This window comes from Novosphingobium endophyticum (assembly GCF_014640675.1).
Classification (GTDB): domain Bacteria; phylum Pseudomonadota; class Alphaproteobacteria; order Sphingomonadales; family Sphingomonadaceae; genus Novosphingobium; species Novosphingobium endophyticum.
Window position 1 is genome coordinate 1 of the sequence record NZ_BMHK01000046.1, and the last position, 18,179, is coordinate 18,179.

At 61.2% G+C, this 18,179-nt stretch carries 17 protein-coding genes; 8 read left to right on the forward strand and 9 right to left on the reverse strand.

All coding sequences use genetic code 11. The annotated features are described in order from the left end of the window. The 3 genes from IEX32_RS18555 to IEX32_RS18565 form a co-directional block, all read left to right on the forward strand. The coding region (locus IEX32_RS18555) for an acyl-CoA dehydrogenase family protein (RefSeq protein ID WP_268236767.1) at window positions 1-316 on the forward strand (316 nt) is incomplete at its 5' end. 350 nt (window positions 317-666) lie between these two features. Continuing rightward, window positions 667-2,988, forward strand: a complete 2,322-nt coding sequence (locus IEX32_RS18560; protein WP_188773034.1) for a TonB-dependent receptor — start codon at window positions 667-669, stop codon at window positions 2,986-2,988. A 16-nt stretch (window positions 2,989-3,004) separates the two neighbouring features. Continuing rightward, complete coding sequence (locus tag IEX32_RS18565) at window positions 3,005-3,418, forward strand: c-type cytochrome (protein ID WP_188773035.1); 414 nt, start codon at window positions 3,005-3,007, stop codon at window positions 3,416-3,418. 270 nt (window positions 3,419-3,688) lie between these two features. Here the strand turns inward: IEX32_RS18565 and IEX32_RS20955 are convergent, their stop codons facing one another. From IEX32_RS20955 to IEX32_RS18605, 9 genes are all read right to left on the reverse strand, one after another. Further along, entirely contained in the window at window positions 3,689-3,823 is a 135-nt protein-coding gene (locus IEX32_RS20955; protein WP_268236768.1) for a hypothetical protein, read from the reverse strand. Window positions 3,824-3,900: 77 nt separating this feature from the next. Beyond that, entirely contained in the window at window positions 3,901-5,586 is a 1,686-nt protein-coding gene (locus IEX32_RS18570) for a GMC family oxidoreductase (RefSeq protein ID WP_188773036.1), read from the reverse strand. A gap of 14 nt (window positions 5,587-5,600) precedes the next feature. Next, the gene (locus tag IEX32_RS18575; RefSeq protein ID WP_188773037.1) at window positions 5,601-6,215 is read right to left on the reverse strand and encodes a gluconate 2-dehydrogenase subunit 3 family protein; all 615 of its coding nucleotides are present in this window, start codon (window positions 6,213-6,215) and stop codon (window positions 5,601-5,603) included. A 340-nt stretch (window positions 6,216-6,555) separates the two neighbouring features. Next, window positions 6,556-7,713 carry a ThuA domain-containing protein gene (locus IEX32_RS18580; protein ID WP_188773038.1) on the reverse strand — a complete coding sequence of 386 codons (1,158 nt, stop codon included), beginning with the start codon at window positions 7,711-7,713 and terminating at the stop codon, window positions 6,556-6,558. A 100-nt stretch (window positions 7,714-7,813) separates the two neighbouring features. Continuing rightward, window positions 7,814-8,545, reverse strand: a complete 732-nt coding sequence (locus IEX32_RS18585; protein ID WP_188773039.1) for an amino acid ABC transporter ATP-binding protein — start codon at window positions 8,543-8,545, stop codon at window positions 7,814-7,816. After that, a complete protein-coding gene (locus tag IEX32_RS18590; protein WP_188773040.1) occupies window positions 8,542-9,237 on the reverse strand; it encodes an amino acid ABC transporter permease in 696 nt (231 codons plus the stop codon). The genes IEX32_RS18585 and IEX32_RS18590 overlap by 4 nt, the downstream gene beginning before the upstream one ends. Before the next feature lie 7 nt (window positions 9,238-9,244). Beyond that, a complete protein-coding gene (locus IEX32_RS20775; RefSeq protein WP_229736492.1) occupies window positions 9,245-10,774 on the reverse strand; it encodes an ABC transporter permease subunit in 1,530 nt (509 codons plus the stop codon). Between the two features lie 5 nt (window positions 10,775-10,779). Continuing rightward, a complete protein-coding gene (locus IEX32_RS18600) occupies window positions 10,780-12,000 on the reverse strand; it encodes a pyridoxal phosphate-dependent aminotransferase (protein WP_188773041.1) in 1,221 nt (406 codons plus the stop codon). Next, window positions 11,997-12,635: an RraA family protein gene (locus IEX32_RS18605; RefSeq protein WP_188773042.1), complete on the reverse strand. Its 639-nt coding sequence runs from the start codon at window positions 12,633-12,635 to the stop codon at window positions 11,997-11,999. Before IEX32_RS18605 ends, IEX32_RS18600 begins: the two co-directional genes overlap by 4 nt. A gap of 99 nt (window positions 12,636-12,734) precedes the next feature. Between IEX32_RS18605 and IEX32_RS18610 the strand changes: the two genes are divergently transcribed. The 5 genes from IEX32_RS18610 to IEX32_RS18630 all read left to right on the forward strand — a co-directional run bounded on the left by IEX32_RS18610 (window position 12,735) and on the right by IEX32_RS18630 (window position 18,159). After that, on the forward strand, window positions 12,735-13,637 hold the full coding sequence (locus tag IEX32_RS18610; RefSeq protein ID WP_188773043.1) for a LysR family transcriptional regulator: 903 nt from the start codon (window positions 12,735-12,737) through the stop codon (window positions 13,635-13,637). Window positions 13,638-13,700: 63 nt separating this feature from the next. Continuing rightward, a complete protein-coding gene (locus IEX32_RS18615; protein WP_188773044.1) occupies window positions 13,701-14,630 on the forward strand; it encodes an alpha/beta hydrolase in 930 nt (309 codons plus the stop codon). A 225-nt stretch (window positions 14,631-14,855) separates the two neighbouring features. Further along, the gene (locus tag IEX32_RS18620) at window positions 14,856-15,758 is read left to right on the forward strand and encodes an alpha/beta hydrolase (RefSeq protein WP_229736493.1); all 903 of its coding nucleotides are present in this window, start codon (window positions 14,856-14,858) and stop codon (window positions 15,756-15,758) included. A gap of 183 nt (window positions 15,759-15,941) precedes the next feature. After that, window positions 15,942-17,093, forward strand: coding sequence for a Gfo/Idh/MocA family protein (locus IEX32_RS18625; protein ID WP_229736494.1), 1,152 nt, complete (start codon window positions 15,942-15,944; stop codon window positions 17,091-17,093). Between the two features lie 13 nt (window positions 17,094-17,106). Then, on the forward strand, window positions 17,107-18,159 hold the full coding sequence (locus IEX32_RS18630) for a sugar phosphate isomerase/epimerase family protein (RefSeq protein ID WP_188773045.1): 1,053 nt from the start codon (window positions 17,107-17,109) through the stop codon (window positions 18,157-18,159). Window positions 18,160-18,179 lie beyond the last annotated feature (20 nt).

The window sequence follows — 18,179 nt, forward strand, 5'->3', positions numbered from 1 at the left end:
CTTCCAGCTCATCCAGGCCAAGGTCGCGGACATGTACGTCGCGCTGCAATCGGCGCGCGCCTATGTCTATGCCGTGGCGCGGGCCTGCGATGCCGGCCGCACCACGCGTTTCGATGCGGCGGGGGCGATCCTGCTCGCCAGCGAAAGCGCGTTTCGCGTGGCGGGCGAGGCGGTGCAGGCGCTGGGCGGCGCGGGCTATACGAAGGACTGGCCGGTCGAGCGCTACTTGCGCGATGCCAAGCTGCTCGACATCGGCGCGGGCACCAGCGAGGTTCGCCGCATGCTCATCGGTCGGGAGCTGATCGGGGCGGGCTGACGGGCGTGGGCCGATCGCCCGTCAAATATCTTTTCCACTACAAACCGTTCTTATTCAAGTGGTTGCCCGGAAAGCCGGTGTCGTCGCTCGACCCGCCTCGACGTACCGGACGACCCGTAAAGTGTCGCGCTGAAAGCTGTCAAATTGCATTCGATTTATTGATTGGTTTCCCTAATAATATTTCACTTTATTTGGATTTTGTTTCGGGCAATGCTCATCCGCAAGGCACCCAAAAGTTGGCGAGATTGACTGGCGCGAAACACGCTTCGTGCAACTCAAATTCAGGCTTGCAACGGGGCTTGCGAGTGCGTTGCAGCCATGAGGGGCAGTGACGAAAAGGGAGGGTAAAGATGTATAGCAGAACCATTTTGAATTCGGCATCCGCGATCGCGCTTACGACATGTGCACTGTCGCCCGGTATGGTGCTTGCGCAAGAGGTCGAACCATCCGCGGCCGACGACACGATCGGCATCCATGACATCGTGGTCACAGCTGAAAAGCGCGTTGGCACGGTGCAGACCACCCCGATTGCGATCAGCGCCATCAGCGGCGACACTCTCGAGCAGAACGGGGTCGACTCGCTGACGGATATCTCGTCGATTGCGCCGAACGTCAGTTTCGGCCAGCAGGTCGACCAGACGATCATCGTCATTCGCGGCGTGTCGAGCCGCGACACCACCTCGATCGGCGACCCGGCGGTTTCGGTAAGCATCGATGGCGTCCAACTTCAGCGGTCCAGCGGTCTGAATGCGTCGATGTTCGACCTGGAGCGCGTGGAAGTGCTTCGTGGCCCACAAGGCACCCTGGCGGGCCGCAATTCGACAGGCGGCGCCATCAATATCATTACCGCCAAGCCGACCGACGAATTTTCCGGTTCAATCAGTGCCGAAGTCGGCAGCTATAAAACCTTCAACACCAGCGGTCACGTCAACGTGCCGATCAACGATTGGCTGAAGGCGCGCGTGGCATTCCAGACACGCAACCATGACGGGTACCGGAACAATGCGCCGGGTGTCGACGGCGACGACGACAATACCGAGGCCATGCGCCTGACCCTGGCGCTCGATCCGACGGATAGGCTGAGCGGCATCCTCACCGCCGAATATATCAGGAGCTCGAACCACGGTCCGGCCTATTATTCCCAGGCCGTCGAGCGCTATACCGCCGAGAATGTGCCTCCCGGCCTGCTGGTCGGCGACGTCATCCTGAGGCAGCCGGACATCGATGAATCGCGTTTTCCAATTCCCCGGGGCCAGCAGTGGGATAGCGAGATCAAGAGCGTGCGCGGCTCGCTCGCCTACGATTTCGATGTCGCCACGCTTACCTATGTCGGCGGCTGGCGTGCGATGGATGTCGACCGTCACACGTGGCACGGCGGTGCCTTCGGTACCAATCGGCAGAATTTCACATACGTGCACCAGGACAGGCTCGACTCGTGGACGCACGAGCTGCGGCTCAGTGGCGATGCCAACAAGCCCTTCTTCTGGCAGCTCGGTGGATATTACTTCAAGGAGAACAATCCGACGCCTGTCTCCGACCTCGCCGATTACCCGCTTTCGGAGGGCCTGTTCGGCGAGCAGGTGCTCGTATTCGGTTTCGGTCGGGATCGTATCGTCGCCAAATCGAAAGCCGCGTTCGGCCAGGTCTCTTACGAGGTGCTGCCTGGGCTCAAGGTCGAAGCCGGCGCCCGCTACACCGAAGACTCGAAGATAAGCCAGGGTGCCGATACGTCCATCAGCGATTTTGGCGGTTATCTCGCGTCGCCGTGCGGTATTCGTGGCACGCCTGCCTGCACTTATACTGTTACTCCGGTCGATCTAAGCGGCAAGTGGAGCAAGACGACCTATCATGTGGCGCTCAATTGGCAGTCCAGCCCGAACAACCTGCACTATGTGAAATTCGATACGGGCTACAAGGCTGGCGGTTTCGGCGGAACGGGCCTCGACGGACAGCAAATACTGCTCCGGCCGGAAACGATCAGGGCTGTGGAGATCGGCTCCAAGAATCGATTCCTCGACGGCCGGTTGCAGGTCAATCTTGCGGCCTTCTACTACGACTATTCGGATCAGCACATTAATCAGTTCATTACCACCCCAACAGGTGCCCCGGCGTCGATCCGCGTCAATGCCGGAAAATCCGAATACAAGGGCGTGGAGATGGACTTGAAGTTCCAGCCCACGCCGGAGGACACGCTCGACCTCTTCGTCGGATATACGGATGCGGTCTTCAAGGAGTTCCTCGTCGGGGTCGGCGGGCAGCACAGGCGCCAGGCTGCCGCGGAAGGCAATCTCGATGCGCTCGGCAACTGGGACCTTTCCGGCCGCAGTCCTCCGCAATCGCCGAAGTGGCAAATCATTGCTGGCTATGGTCGGGACTGGTCGCTGTTCGGCGGCACCCTGAACACACGTGTGCAGATGCACTATGAGTCGAAATCCTATTTGAATTTCGAGAACTACGATTCGGACAAGCGGCCCGCCTATACCAAGACGGACCTGTTGGTGACCTATACGTCGCCCGACGAGACGTGGGAATTGCAGGGCTATGTTCGCAACATCGAAAACAGCCTGATCATCACCAACTCTCAGGATGCGACTTCAGGCGCGTTCAACTCCTATCGTTACCAGTTCGCTCCGCCACGCACGTACGGTGCGCGTCTGACGGTCAACTTCTAACAGATCGGAGAGTCTGATGGCCTGGGCGGCGTCAAGCAGGGCAATTCTGGCAGGCATCGTTCTAAGTGTGACGGTGGGCTTATCGCCCACCGTCGTACGCGGCGCGCCTTCACCCGGCCCTGCGGAAGACGCCGCAGCGGGTGAGGTCGTCTTCAAAAAACGGTGCGCCGCATGCCACGCGGTGGCCCCGGGTCAGAACCGGCTCGGGCCCACCATGGCGGGCGTCGTTGGACGCAAGGTTGGATCAACGCCGGGGTACAAATTCTCCCAAGCGTTCAAAGATGGCAAAATCGCCTGGACGCCGAAGAATCTGGACAAATTCCTGGCCAATCCGAGAGTCGTTTTCCCAGGGACAAAAATGAGCCTTGCGGGCGTCTCTGATCCAAAAGATCGTACCGATCTGATCCGTTATCTCGCCTCGCTGAAGTGATACTGCCACATCCGAACCGAAACGGCTGCAACGGAGAAATGGCAAACAAATAATGCCCAGAGGGTCGCAGGGGGGCGGGGAGGAATCTCCGCCCCTTTGTTATAGGGTCGGTCATGATGAACCCCATGGATCGTTTGCAGATCTCTTGTCAGGCTACGCCTGATACTGGGCGGCTCAGCCTATTGCGGACAGCCCTTCTTCTCAAGCGCCGCCCATACGGTCGAATCGGCCCGGCGCTACACGTTCCCACACAGCCCGAGCCGCTGCTGCTTAACAGTAGATCGACGAGGGACGATTGGCCGCGAATTGCACATCGTGCAGCGGGCGATCGGGCGCTGTCGCCGCTGCGACCACCGGGCCAAGCGTCACCGCCGCGGAGCCGTGGACGGAGAGGAGCTTGCGCATAAAAGGGGCTTTTTCGCTGCAATAAGGCCTACATGGAGTCGATACGATGAAAGGGCCGGGCGTGTTGGCCCCACCGTCTATATCTTTGCTTCCTTGAGGAACTCGGCGGCATGATGTGCGGCGCGCGCCGATAGTGCCATGTAGGTGAGCGAAGGATTCTGGCATCCGCTCGACGCCATAGCTGCGCCATCGGTCACGAACAGGTTCGGCACATCGTGCGTTTGGTTATATCTGTTCAGCACCGAAGTCGCCGGATCCTTGCCCATGCATGCTGTCCCCATCTCGTGGACGCCAAGGCCGGGCGGCGCAAGCTTGTGAACGTTGCTGACTACGGTCCCGCCTGCCGCCTCGATCATCGCCTTGCCGTCTGATATTATTTGCGCGGCGATTTTTTGCTCATTTTCTCCAATTGAACAATTGATATCGACAGTGGGAATGCCCCACCGATCCGTCTGGTCGGAATTGAGCGTGACCCGGTTTTCCGGGTTGGGAAGCATCTCGCCGTACCCGCCAATCCGGATCGTCCACGGGCCGAGCTCGCGCACGCGTTCCTTCAGTTTTTCGCCGATGCCCGGACTGCCGAGAGCGGTGCTGCGCCACCCCTCCCTATAGGCTGAGCCCTGATACGCGAATCCGCGCAGAAAATCCGCCGTTTCGTTAACGTTCCGGTAGCGCGGGATGCAAAGGCCCGTCGGACGGCGCCCATGATAGTAGGTGTTCGGGGCCGCTGGCAGCACGCCGATCACCGGAGTGCTCATAAGGTGGTCCATGAGGTTGCGACCGACCATATCGGACGAATTCGCAAGGCCATCGGGAAAGGCTTCCGACTTCGAATTCAGGAGAATTTGCGCCGTGCCGATCGTGGAGGCGCAACTGAAAATGATCCTGGCTTCGTAGGTGCGACCTTCCCTGGTGTTGGCATCGATGACTCGCACGCCGGTCGCCCGGCCGGTGGCGGGATCATGGACAATCGAATGGACGATGGCGTCAGTCACGATCGTAAGGTTGCCCGTTCGCTCGGCAGCCGGGAGCGATGAAATCAGGCTCGAATGATAGGCGCCGTAAATGCATCCGCGGTGGCACAGTGACCGGACTTGGCAGGTCCCTCGACCGAGTTCCTCGTGGTGAGGTTGCGCCTGGCTGAGATTTGCCGTGCGTCCGGGAATAACCTTGCGTCCGGGGAATTTCCCTTCCACCGCCTTCTTGAAGGCATTTTCGGCGTCATTGAGTTCAAAAGGGGGCAGGAATTCGCCGTCGGGCAGCTGCGGAAGACCTTCCTTCGAACCCGACACGCCAATGAACTTTTCGACATGATCGTACCATGGCGCAAGATCCTCATAACGTATCGGCCAGTCCGACCCATGGCCGTCCTTGGCGTTGGCTTCGAAGTCCATGGGAGAAAGCCGATAGGACTGGCGCCCCCACATGATCGAGCGGCCGCCCAGATGGTAGCCGCGTATCCACGAGAAGGGTTTGTCCGCAGGCGTGCTGTACGGATGCTCGTTGTCCTTCACCCAATAATGCTGGGTCGAAGTGCTGAAGGCATAGCACTGGCTCTGGACCGGGTAATCGCGTGCCAGTTCCTCCTCCGGGACCATGCCGGCGTTCGGCACTTCCCAGGGTTGCATCCAGTCCGTGTTTGAAACGCCGTGCTCCATCTTCTGGCCGCGTTCGAGGACGAGGGTCTTGAGCCCGCGTTCGCAAAGCTCCTTGGCGGCGATCCCCCCGCTCATGCCCGAACCGATGACGATTGCATCAAACATGATTGCTCTCCTGGTCAGATCAAGCCGCCGCCGGCTGGACGTGTTTCGGGGGTGACCGGTATCGACGGCTTCCATTCGCCGGGCGAATGTTCGTAGGAGAGCTCCTGCGTCAATGCCGGCTCGGAAACGTAATAGAGAACCACAATGAGTTCCTTCAGAATGACATAGGCGGGATCGACGTAGCCCGGATCGGCGCGGAGCGCGGCTACCGTGGGCTGTCGGGCCGGATCGATCTGCATCGCCTCAGCGTCATGGGACGCCAGAATTTCGTGGCGTTGTTGCGGAGCCAGATCGGCAAAGCCCTTGCCGTGCGCCTGATGCGCCAATGCGTCGATCGCGTTCATGGCGCTTACAAGCTGATACCGGCGTTTGCTCGATGCCCAATGGAGCAAAAGCGCCTCGAAGCGCGCGGGCACCTCGGCGGCTAACGCGCCAGGCGTGTCGGTTGCCGGAATGATAGTATCGCTAATGGCCGAAAGAAGCTGATATCGGGGCGAATCGAGATAGGGAACCCTCTCGGCAGTGTTCGCCAACGTGGACAGAGGAACCCCGGTCGCGACGGTAGCGCCCACAAGCGCCAGAGCGCGCGCGATGAGCGAACGGCGGTCGAGCATGAATATATCGGTCAAGATCCCCTCCCTAAGTGATGGCCGCTGCGGCGCGGAAAGCGGCGGAACATTATGCCACCTTACCGCCCGCATCGACGGACGAATGCGGCGACCCTATGAAGGCGGGGAATAAAGGGACAAAAGCCGCCGTCATTCCGCCGCAGCTTGGTTCCACTCTCGCTCTCCCGATCTCCGAAGCCGAGGGCTTTTCCTCCCGGTCTGGGCGCCCGGCGCATGGCAAGACGGCATTATCGACGGAGTGTCGCTCGAACCCGAATTCAAATAAATTGAAATATTCTGATCTTAATCAATTATGGAAATCTATATTTCCAGGGAGTATATTTTGGCTCGCGATGATGGATCATCTCTGCGGATCGAGTTTACCCCGCGCACTCCCTTGTTTCTCGCGACCTGCCCGGCAATGCGTATCGCCGATACCCATCGCCCAGGCTATGCCGCGCTCAAGAAGAATGGCGGAATGGGGCTCCACATAGCTTTCGGGTCTATGCCCGATGGCCGTGTAGAAGGACCGGCCATTTTTCACGCAGCGGGTCCAGGCGATCGGGTGGTCGCCCATACGCAGGTCCTCGCCCCTTCTGCTGATCGGATCGTAGGTTGTTTCGTCCAGCGTTGCGAGGACATGGGCGCCTGCGGTACGGGGATTGCTTTTGAAGGAATACCATTCCTCTGTCATCGTCCAGTCCGGGCCGATGCCTCGCACGATCCAGCTCTCTGGATCGTCGATGACCACACGCGCCGCCTGAAAATGCGGTTGGCCCGTATGCTCCAGGAAACGGGCACCGATCAGCGTATCTATGTACCAGTCCCAGAAATAGACCGGATCGCCTGCGGAGCCATGTATCGCGGCAAAGCCTCCGCCCTGCTCGATCCAACTGCGGAACGCCGCACGTTGGTCTATGGTCAGGGCGTCGCCGCTGACATTGTTCCACACTACAACATCGAAACGTCGCAGGTCGCGGGGGTTGAATATGGCGGCGTTGTCAGTCCGAAACAGGCCCCAGCCCCGCGCCTGTGCCATGCGTTCAAAGGCGGCCTGCGCGGCGTCGACCGAAGGGGCATCGCGGAAGCCGGTAATCTTGTCGAAGACCAGCATGGACGGCCGTTCTATTGTGTCGGGCAGTTCCGGCGGCTCTGAATCGTAGCGCGCGCACCGTGCTCGCGATGCTGCCGGCGTCACCCGTATTGGCGCCAGGGCAGCGTCAAGCGCAGCCGTCCGGGCGGCGCCATAGGGCAGAGCCGACAGCAATTTTTCAGGCGTTGTAATGCGGGCGAACGTAGGATGGCGGCCGTAGCGGCCGGTTTCGCTGAACGGTTCAAGCACCTCCGGAGCGACTTGCTCTAAAACGTCCTGCGCGGCTGGATCGACCACAATGTCAGCGACTGGCAGGCGGGACGAATATGGCGCCCGCGCCAGAGGGCAATCGGGCGCTGCCGCGGCTGCGGGCACGGCCGCCATAAATGGCACAAGCGCAACGAAGCCGATCCCAAATACTGTCATGGCCCGCCGAACGGCCTTTGCAAGATGCGATTGGCATGGACGAATTGTGATCATCGCTAATTCCCTGGTCGTGGCATCCCAGCGAAAGGGGCCCGGTACATCACTGCGACCGGCCGACGTGGGCCATGAATGCGCGTATTCGGGGATTATTGCCGCTTTCAAAGAACTCTTCGGAAGAAAGCTGCGCCTCCACCCTGCCTGCTTCGAGGAACCAGACAGTGTCGGCGACGCTGCGGGCGAACCCCATTTCGTGAGTTACGCAAACCATGGTCATGCCTTCCTGCGCGAGTTCGGTCATGACCGCGAGCACCTCTGACACCATCTCCGGATCGAGCGCACTTGTCGGTTCGTCGAAAAGCATCACCTCCGGCGACATGGCCAGGCTTCGCGCGATTGCCACCCTCTGGGACTGACCGCCCGACAGACTGGTCGGAAATGCGGATGCCTTTTCGCGAAGCCCGACACGATCGAGGAGCAACAGGGCCTTCTCCTCGGCTTCCGCCTTGGGCACCTTGCGCAATTTCCGCGGCGCAAGCGTAATATTGTCGAGCACCGACAAGTGAGGGAACAGGTTGAACTGCTGGAAAACGAAGCCGACACGCTCGCGAAAGGCATTAAGGTCGAGCGATTTTTCGTGAATGTCCTGGCCGGCGACGATGATGCGGCCGCCATCGATCTCCTCCAGGCGATTGATGGTACGGATAAGCGTACTCTTGCCTGAACCGGACGGTCCGCACAGGACGGCAACTTCCCCTTGCACGATTTGCCCCGAGATGTCCTTCAAGGCATGAAGCGCGCCAAAGTGCTTTTCAACATGTTCGAGCGTGATCATTGTGCTGAGAGCCCCCGATTCCTGCGTATCCGGCGCTCGACCCAACGCGCCGCCGATGCGAAGGAGAAACAGATGATGAAGTAGGTCAGCGCCAGGATCGAGAATATTTCGACCGGCCTCACGAGAAGGTTCGCGTTAATCACCGCGGCCGAATACGTGAACTCATGAACGCCGATGACGAATCCCAGCGACGTTTCCTTGATGATGGACACGAACTGCGTGAGCAGGGCCGGAAAGCTGTTGTAGAGCGCCTGAGGCAGGATGATCGTGAACATTGTCACGCTTTCGGGCAGGCCGAGCGCGCGGGCCGCTTCCGACTGACCGCGGGGAAGGGCGTTGATCCCGGCGCGCACCACCTCGGAAAGATAGGCGCTCTCATAAACGACCAAAGCCACGAACATGACCCAAAACGGTCCCACCGGCCACCCGAGCAGCAGCGGAACGAGGTAGTTGGACCAGAATACCACCATCAAAAGCGGTGTTCCGCGCATCAGCCAGACAATCGACGTCACGCCGCCGCGCAGAATTCGGCTATGGCTATTGCGGGCCATGGCCATCGCCACGGAGCAGGGCAAGGCGATCAGCAGCGAAACCGACGCAAGAAGGAGTGTTCCCACCAACCCTCCCACGGGTCCGTGCGGATAATTGCCGATCAGAAGGAGAACCCAATTTTCGCGAATGATGTCGAGCATGATCGTTCTACCGTTTCGCAAGCCGGCGTTCGACGCGAGCAGCCTGGAACATCAGCAGGAGTGATACGCTGAAGTACATCAGCGTCGCCAAGGCGAAGATCGCGACCGTTCGATAGGTCTCGTTTTCAATCGCTCGCGTCTGATACATCAGCTCGTGAACGCCTATGGCGAGTGCAATGGAGCTGTTCTGGAACAGAAGCAGCGTGTTGTTCATCAGCGGCGGCAGGCTCAGGCGAATGGCCTGGGGAATGATGATGAACCGGAGGGTTTTGACCCCGCCGAAACCCAGGGCGCGCGCGGCTTCCTCCTGGCCGTTGGGGATCGCGCGGATGCCGGAACGAATGGATTCCGCAAAATAGCCTGCGAGACAAAATCCCAGCGCGCAAGTCGCCAGCACAAACTCGCTGTTGTGGTTCTGCAACCAAAGCTGGGCGCCATCCGGCAGCAGCGAAGGCATCGCGAAATACCAGAACATCACCTGTACCAGCAGGGGGATGTTGCGCGAAAATTCGACGTAGGTGCTGACGAACCATTGAAGCGGGACCACGCGCGACATCCGCAGGCCGGTGAGGAGCATGGCGATTGCGAACGCCAGGACCCAGGATAGCCCGGTGAGGTGAAGGGTGGTCAGAAATCCCTGCCACAGCCAGCCTGGATAGGGGGCTTTGAGCAGATCGAGCAATGTCCCGTCAGTTTGTTCAGCCGCCTGATCGCCATTTGCGATTGGTTGCACCTTGAAAGTTCGCGACTGCGCGAATTCTGTCCCCGGGCCGAACCATTTGGTGAATATCGCTTCCGCCTGACCCTTCACCTCCATCTCCGTCAAGGCCGCGTTGACCTGATGGAGAAGCGCCTTCTCGCCCTTGCGGACGCCGAGGCCCCATGTCTCGATGGCGATGGGCTGCCGGATCGTGGCGAAATCGCTTCCGGATTCCTGGCGCAACTGCATGGCGGCCAAGTCCGAAAGGACCATGGCGTCGACCTTCCCCTGCTCGAAGGCCAGGAAGGCGCTTGGTGCGTCCTGGAACGTCAGAACGGCGGCGCCGGGGACCTTGACCCGCAGATATTGCTCGCCTGTGGATCCCTTTGCCGCGCTAACCCTGCGATTTGCGAGTTCGGCCAAATCGCGAATGTCGGAGCCGTGCGGGACAATCACCACTTGCCGGCTGACGAAGTAGCTATGGGAATAATCGATCTGGCGGGCGCGTTCAGGCGTCCAGCCGAGGACGGATACCAGCAGGTCGATGCGACCGGCATTCAGTTCCGGAATGCGTTGTTCCACCGAAACCGCCATCGGTTGGGCGCGAACACCAATATGCTCCGCAACTGCCCGGCAGAAATCCACGTCATAGCCGACAAGTTCGCGGGAGGCCGGGTCGAGATAGCCGAAGGGTTTGATGCTCGACGACACACCGCATATCAAAGTCCCCCGCGATCGGACCTGTTGAAGGGTGTCGCTCGGCTCCGGCGCAAACAGGAAGATGGCGGCGCCCAGTCCGAGAATTGCTGCCACAGCGGCAAGAATTGCCCGGCGCATGGAACCTATGTCCCCTCGGCGATGCCGTCGAGATCCGCCGCTGCCGCCGCAATTGCGGCGCATGCGCGATCGATTACCTCAACCGTCGTGGCAAAGGAGAGCCGAAGATAGGGCGACAGACCATAGGCCGGCCCCGCTATGGTGGCGACTTTCGCCTCTCGCAGGAAATAGGACGCAACGTCGCTGTCCGTCTGCAAAGTCTCTCCCGCGGGCGTTCGGGCGCCAATCAGGCCGGCAACCGAGGCGTAGACATAGAAAGCGCCTTCTGGTGCCAGGCAGCGCATTCCCGGAACCGCACCAATACCGCTGATCAGCCTGTCGCGCCGCCCTTCGTACTGCGCACGGTTGATCGCCAGCGACGACTGGTCGCCCGTCAGCGCTGCTACGGCGGCATGCTGGGAAATTGAATTCGCGCAGCTGGTATCCTGGGTAATCAGGTTTCGTATCGCGGCGGCCAGCCACGCCGGCCCTCCAGCATAGCCGAGCCGGAAACCCGTCATCGCATAGGCCTTCGACACGCCATTGATCGTGAGTACGCGGTCCTCGAGCTCTGGGTTCGCGACGGCAAAAGAGGTGAACTGGTGGCCGTCATAAACAAAGTGCTCATAGATCTCGTCGCTCATGACGAGGCACTTGGGATAGCGGGCAAGCACCGCGCCAAAGGCGGAAAGCTCTTCTGCCGAATAGACGACCCCGGTCGGGTTGTTCGGAGAATTGATCACCAGCCATCGCGTGCGATCGGTGAGGGCGGCTTCAAGGGCGGCGGGCGTCAGACGAAATCCGGCCGCCGCAGGACATCGGACGATCACGGGCCTTGCGTCGAAGAGATCGACGATATCAGGATAGGAAACCCAATATGGAGCAGGCACCACCACCTCGTCCCCGGCGTCGAGCGTTGCAGCAAAGGCCGAGAATATCAGCTGCTTCGCGCCGGCTCCAAGAGCGATTTCACCTTCGGAGTAGGTGAGGCCGCCCTTCCGGAACGTGTCGCAAATGGCCCGCTTCAGGGCCGGAATACCCGCAGCGGAGGTATAGCGCGTTTCCCCGTCATGCAGCGCCTTGACGGCAGCCTCTATGACGTGCGGAGGCGTAGGAAAATCAGGCTCGCCCACTGTCAGGGAGAGAATTTCATGCCCCTCCCGCCGAAGACGCGCGATCTCGTCGATGGCCGCCATGCTCGGGGAAGGACGAAGCCTGGTCAGGCGCTCGGAAAGCTTCACGCTCATGAAATTTTGGACCCTGCCTCTGCCATCAAGGCATCCAGCCAAGGCTGGTTTCGTTCGCCGCTCAATATCTGCGCGCGAATGGTGTTCTCCGCCGCCGCTCGATCGGCAACGGCTTGTATCAGCCAATCGAGGCGTTGGAGCGCAAAGCTGACGACCCCGTCGTCATCGGCGACAATGATGTCTCCCGGACTGACGACCTGCCCCCCGATCGCCACCGGGACATTTATCCTGCCCGGCCCGTCCTTGAAGGGGCCGTTGTGGCTGATGCCGCGGGCGAAGCAGCCAAATGGCTCTTCCGTCTGGAACGTCGACACATCGCGAATCGCGCCCTCGATGATGAATCCGGAAATGCCCCGGCTGATCGCGAAGTTCCGCGCCAAATCCCCGACAAGCGCCCGGTGAGGCCAGCCGCCGCCATCAACGACGAGCACGTCTCCGGGGTCGGCCACGCTCAGAGCGTGAAGCAACGCCAGATTGTCTCCTTCCCGCGTCTTGACCGTAAACGCCCGCCCGACCATGCATCCCCGCCAACCGTCGAAGCGGATCAGCCCGTGAATGGCGTCCAGCCGGCCGAGTGCATCGCCAATCAGGGGCGTTCCGGCGCGTGCAAGAACGCCCAGCTCGTCTTTTGTCATAGGCATCTCCCCATTGAGGCAAGGATTTTGCTCACCCGAAGACACAAAAAAAGCGAATTATCTTGACCTTGATGCATCAAAAAAAGACATATTTGAGAGATGATCTCGATTCGTCAGCTTGAAGCATTCGTGTGGGCGGTTCGTTTAAAGACGCTTTCCCGCGCCGCGACGAAGCTTAACATGGCGCAGCCCACCATTTCGAAGCGCATTCAGGAGCTCGAATTGGCGTGCGGATTTGACGTGTTCGACAAGATAGGACGATCCGTGGCCATAACGCCGCAGGGCGCCCTGCTTTATGAAATCGCGGAAAAAATCCTTTCGCTCGTCGGGCAAGTGCATGAGATCCGCGACAAGTCCCCCATCAGTCCAAGGACGATCACCATCGGGGTTACCGAACTCGTGGCCTATACGTGGCTGCCCAAGTTGGTCAATTTGCTCGCCGAGCGCTATCCCATGGTGACGGCCCATGTCGACATCGAGCAAAGTGCGTCGCTTCTGACCAAACTTCGTATGGGAGAGCTTGACCTGATCGTCACGCCTTCCTTCACGCCGGAGCCGGAATTTGTCGACATTCGGGCTTCGGATGTCTCGTTGGAGCTCATGGGCAGCCCGCATCTATGCCGCAGCAACCGCGTCTATTCAGGACCTGATTTGTCGCAATTCGCCGTGGTGGCTCACGGTTCCCAAACCGGGTCGATCAAGATGCTCGCTTCGTGGATGCGCGATCTGGAGTGGACTCCCAAGGCGACGATAGAACTCGACAGCCTTTCCGCTCAGGCGGGCGTGGCGATCGCGGGCATGGGTCTGACGGTGATGCCTCGGGATTGTTTTCAGTTCCTGATTGCCTCGGGCGATCTCATAGAAATCAAGACGGCAACGCCGCCCCCTACGGTGCGCTATCGCATTGTCTACCCTCGCCATGAAGAGGGCGGCGTCGTCGCCCGGATCGCGCACTCGATGCAGGGCGTGGTTGATTTTAGCCGGAGCTACCAAACGCGATAATCTGACGCCGCGCTATGGTGCATGAACAAATGCGTTTGAATATTATCGGAAAGGAAACCGCATATGAAAGGCCTAGCTCTGGCGCTGACCTTGTTGGTGGCCGCGCCTGTTTCGGCGCAGCCTGTGGTGCCAGCCAGCGAGCTGCCGCCTTCGTTCAACCTGACGCCGGCTGAAAAGGGCGCGATTGCGCTCTACCCCGGGGTTGCCCCCGGTTCAGAGAACAGCAAGGTCGCCGAGATTTGGTACCGGACGGACAACGGCCAGCGCGCGGTGCGCAACGTCACACGCCCGACCATCACCCCTTTTCTCCCCGATCCCGCCAAATCGACCGGCGCCGCCGTAATCGTGGTGCCAGGCGGCGGTTTCAAGATGCTCGCAATGGACCATGAAGGCTGGCCAGTCGCACGATGGCTCATCGATCATGGCATCGCCGCGTTCGTCCTTAAATACCGGCTCAATGAAACGCCCGACAATGCGGAAGTATTCGAGCGTGAATTGAAGGCGAGGTTCCGTGGCGCGCTGAGCGGCACCGGCCCTCTGCCTGAGTTGAAGGAACCCCGCGCCACGCTGGACGCACTCCAGGCCCTGAAGCTGGTTCGGGCAAACGCCGCGCGGTGGAACGTCGATCCCTCGCGTGTTGGGATGATCGGCTTCTCGGCTGGCGCGATAACCACGCTCAATGCCACGCTTGCGCCCGGTAGCGCCCCACGACCGGCCTTCATTGGCTATATCTACGGCCCCATGTTGCCGGTAACTGTTCCATCCGACGCGCCCCCCATGTTCGCGGCGCTGGCGCTCGATGACAGGCTGTTTGGACACCAGGGTTTGGGCATTATCGAGAGCTGGCAAAAAGCGGGCCGGCCGGTGGAACTGCATGCCTATCAGAAGGGAGATCATGGTTTCGGCTTGGGCAGGGCGGGAACCACATCCACACTGTTGATGGACGAGTTTCTTGCCTGGATGAATGCGAACGGTTGGCTTGCCAAGGAATGAAGTAGAGCACTCAGCGCAAGCAGGCTCAAGGAGACGAAGACGGTGACGATGTTCACGCGACGCGAAATCGCAAGGGCCGCTGGCATTTTGGCAGTCGGAGCGGCCCTCCCCTGGTCGGATCGAGTTGTCGCGGCGTCGGCCGCTCCGCCTGCGCCTGATCCGCTCGCGATGGTCGCCCCGGAGCTTCGAGAGGCGGCGAGGCAGATACTGGCGATAGGAAAGCAAATGCCGCCGATGTCGGCAAACACCCTGCCGTCTGTGCGAGCGAGCATGGCCAGGTACGAGAAGCCGAGATTGCCAGACGTGCCGGTCAAACAGCACCGCATTCCTGTAGCGGGGGCACCCGACGTATCTGTCTACGTCGTCAACGCGCAGCCCGGTGTCATCCGGCCGGCCATACTACACGCCCATGGGGGCGGCTATGTGACTGGCTGGGCCGCCCTCAAAGTTCCGGCCCTGCAACGATTGGCGAAAGATCTGGACTGCGTGGTGGTGAGCGTCGATTACCGGCTCGCCCCGGAGACGACTTACAAAGGATCGATTGAGGACAATTATGCCGGCCTCAAATGGATGCACGCTCATGCGCGCGAGTTGGGCATAGATCCGCACCGGATTGCGATCATGGGCGAAAGCGCAGGCGGCGGCCATGCAGCTCTGCTCGCCATCGCCGCGCGGGACCGAGGCGAGGTGCCGGTCGTGTTCCAGGCTCTTGTCTACCCCATGCTCGATGACCGCACCGGCAGTTCCCGCACCGTGCCGCCCCATGTCGGCCAGATTGGCTGGACGGCGCAGTCCAATCGCTTCGGGTGGCAGTCATTCCTGGGCCAGCAGCCGGGCGGCCCCAACGTGCCTGCAGCCGCAGTGCCCGCGCGGACCGTCGATCTCTCCGGCCTGCCGCCAGCTTTCATTGGCGTGGGGTCGATTGACCTCTTCGTCGATGAGGACATCGAATATGCTCGTCGCCTGATCGATGCGGGGGTTGCGACGGAGTTGCTGGTGGTCCCGGGGGCCTTTCACGGATTTGACAGTGTCGCGGATAGCTCTCTTGCGATCCAATTCAACGCCGCGAAGCGTAATGCACTACGCCGGGCATTCGATACGACAGGCCAGGCACCGACGAGACGATGACGGGCCGCTCATGTATGCCGATCTGGCCGGCGGCTTTCACCCGAACGCATGAAGTTTCTTGATGAATTAGCAGAGAGACTTTTCAATTTATTTGCGGCCAGGTTCCCGTAGCATGATCTGAAGCTGTGCGCTCAAGTCGGAAAGGCGTGGGCTGCGAAGCCGCGAATTGGGAGACGGGAAAGAGTGAAACCCATCCGCTACGGAATGGTCGGCGGTGGCCGGGGCGCCTTCATTGGCGGTATTCACCGGACCGCGGCGGCGATTGCCGGCAACTGGCGGCTGGCGGCGGGCGCCTTTTCCTCGACGGCGGAGAAATCGCGTGCCTCGGGCGCTGAGATCGGCGTCGACCCGGCGCGGACTTACGGCTCGTGGCAGGAAATGCTTTCCCGCGAGGCGGAGCTTCCGCAAGATATCCGGATAGAGGCGGTCGCGATCGTCACGCCCAACCACATGCATGCGGCGCCCGCCATCGCCGCCATGGAAGCCGGTTTCGATGTCATCGTCGACAAGCCGCTGGCGGATAATCTCGCCGATGCCCGGGCGATCGTGGACGCGGCGGCGCGCACCGGCCGCCGGATCGCGGTGACGCATACCTACACCGGCTATCCGCTGGTCAAGCAGGCGCGGCGGCTGATCCGCTCCGGGGAGTATGGGCCGGTACGCCGGGTCATGGTCAAGTACACGCAGGACTGGCTTTCGCGCGCCTCCGATCTGGAGAACAACAAGCAGGCCGAGTGGCGCGTCGACCCGGCCCGGTCGGGCGAGGCCGGGGCCTTCGGCGATATCGGCACCCATGCCGCCAACCTCGTCGAGTTCATCACCGGCGAGCGCATCGCCGCGATCTGCGCCGAACTGACGATGCTGCCCGGACGCCGCATCGATGACGACGGCGCGGCGCTGTTTCGCTTGTCGGGCGGAGGCCGGGGAACGCTGACGGCCAGCCAGGTCTGCGTGGGCGACATCAACGACCTCGCCATCTCGGTCTGGTGCGAGGAGGCGGGCCTGCACTGGCGGCAGGAGGAGCCGAACACCATGCGCATCGGCTATCGCGACAAGCCGACCGAAATCTGGCACGCCGGCGCCAACCGCGCCTATCTCGCAAGCGACATCCTGGCCATCCAGCGCACGCCCGGTGGCCACCCGGAAGGCTATCTGGAGGCCTTTGCCAACATCTATGCCGCGTTCGGTCGCACATTGCGGGGCATGCCGCAGGAAGGCGACGAGCCGGGCTTCGCAACCATGGACGATGCGCTCGCGGGCATGCGGTTCGTGCGTGCCAGCCTCGATTCGAGCCGCCAGGGCGCGGTCTGGGTCGATCTTGCCAGCGTGGAATGAAGGAGAAGACGTGATGAAGGGTCCGGCCATCTTTCTCGCCCAGTTCGCCGGCGACGAGGCACCGTTCGATACGCTCGGCAACATCACGAAATGGGCAGGCGATCTCGGCTACAAGGGCGTGCAGATCCCCACATGGGATGCACGCCTGTTCGACCTGAAGCGCGCGGCCGAAAGCCAGGACTATGTCGACGAGATCAAGGGCACCTGCGCGGCGGGCGGCGTGGAGGTGACCGAGCTTTCCACGCACCTGCAGGGCCAGCTCGTCGCCTCGCACCCCGCCTATGACCGTCTGTTCGACGGCTTTGCGCCGGCAGGCCTCCGTGGCAATGTCGACGCGCGGACCGAATGGGCCACCGAGCAGCTCAAGCTGGCGGCAAAAGCAAGCCGGCGCTTCGGCTGCACCGCCCATGCGACCTTCTCGGGCGCGCTGCTGTGGCATACCGTCTATCCCTGGCCGCAGCGCCCGGCCGGGCTGGTCGAGGAAGGCTTCGCCGAACTCGCCCGCCGCTGGAAGCCGATCCTCGATGCGTTCGACGAGAACGGTGTCGATGTCTGCTACGAGCTGCATCCCGGCGAGGATCTGCACGACGGCGTGACTTTCGAACGCTTTCTCGAAGCTGTCGGCAATCACGCGCGCGCGAATATTCTCTACGATCCCAGCCATTTCGTGTTGCAGCAGCTCGACTATCTGGCCTTCATCGACATCTACCACGAGCGCATCCGCGCCTTTCACGTCAAGGACGCCGAGTTCCGCCCCAACGGGCGCAGCGGTGTCTATGGCGGCTATCAGGGCTGGGTCGAGCGGCCCGGCCGCTTCCGCTCGCTGGGCGACGGGCAGGTCGATTTCACCGCCATCTTCTCGAAGCTGACGCAGTACGGCTATGCCGGCTGGGCCGTGCTCGAATGGGAATGCGCGCTCAAGCACCCCGAGCAGGGCGCGGCCGAAGGTGCGCCTTTCATCGCCCGCCACATGATCCGCCGGGCCGACAAGGCCTTCGACGATTTTGCCGGGATCGCAACGGACCGCGCGTTCCTGCGCGACGTGCTCGGGCTGAACCGCGGTTGAGACTGCAAGGGGGAATAGAG

Excerpts from the sequence above, each read along its gene's own strand:
- IEX32_RS18590 (WP_188773040.1), bottom strand. The coding sequence starts at position 9,237 with ATGCTCGACATCATTCGCGAAAATTGGGTTCTCCTTCTGATCGGCAAT.
- IEX32_RS18615 (WP_188773044.1), top strand. The coding sequence starts at position 13,701 with ATGAAAGGCCTAGCTCTGGCGCTGACCTTGTTGGTGGCCGCGCCTGTT.
- IEX32_RS18630 (WP_188773045.1), top strand. The coding sequence starts at position 17,107 with ATGAAGGGTCCGGCCATCTTTCTCGCCCAGTTCGCCGGCGACGAGGCA.
- IEX32_RS18585 (WP_188773039.1), bottom strand. The coding sequence starts at position 8,545 with ATGATCACGCTCGAACATGTTGAAAAGCACTTTGGCGCGCTTCATGCC.
- IEX32_RS20955 (WP_268236768.1), bottom strand. The coding sequence starts at position 3,823 with ATGCGCAAGCTCCTCTCCGTCCACGGCTCCGCGGCGGTGACGCTTGGC.
- IEX32_RS18600 (WP_188773041.1), bottom strand. The coding sequence starts at position 12,000 with ATGAGCGTGAAGCTTTCCGAGCGCCTGACCAGGCTTCGTCCTTCCCCG.
- IEX32_RS18570 (WP_188773036.1), bottom strand. The coding sequence starts at position 5,586 with ATGTTTGATGCAATCGTCATCGGTTCGGGCATGAGCGGGGGGATCGCC.
- IEX32_RS18560 (WP_188773034.1), top strand. The coding sequence starts at position 667 with ATGTATAGCAGAACCATTTTGAATTCGGCATCCGCGATCGCGCTTACG.
- IEX32_RS18620 (WP_229736493.1), top strand. The coding sequence starts at position 14,856 with ATGCCGCCGATGTCGGCAAACACCCTGCCGTCTGTGCGAGCGAGCATG.
- IEX32_RS18605 (WP_188773042.1), bottom strand. The coding sequence starts at position 12,635 with ATGACAAAAGACGAGCTGGGCGTTCTTGCACGCGCCGGAACGCCCCTG.
- IEX32_RS18580 (WP_188773038.1), bottom strand. The coding sequence starts at position 7,713 with ATGACAGTATTTGGGATCGGCTTCGTTGCGCTTGTGCCATTTATGGCG.
- IEX32_RS18565 (WP_188773035.1), top strand. The coding sequence starts at position 3,005 with ATGGCCTGGGCGGCGTCAAGCAGGGCAATTCTGGCAGGCATCGTTCTA.
- IEX32_RS18610 (WP_188773043.1), top strand. The coding sequence starts at position 12,735 with ATGATCTCGATTCGTCAGCTTGAAGCATTCGTGTGGGCGGTTCGTTTA.
- IEX32_RS20775 (WP_229736492.1), bottom strand. The coding sequence starts at position 10,774 with ATGCGCCGGGCAATTCTTGCCGCTGTGGCAGCAATTCTCGGACTGGGC.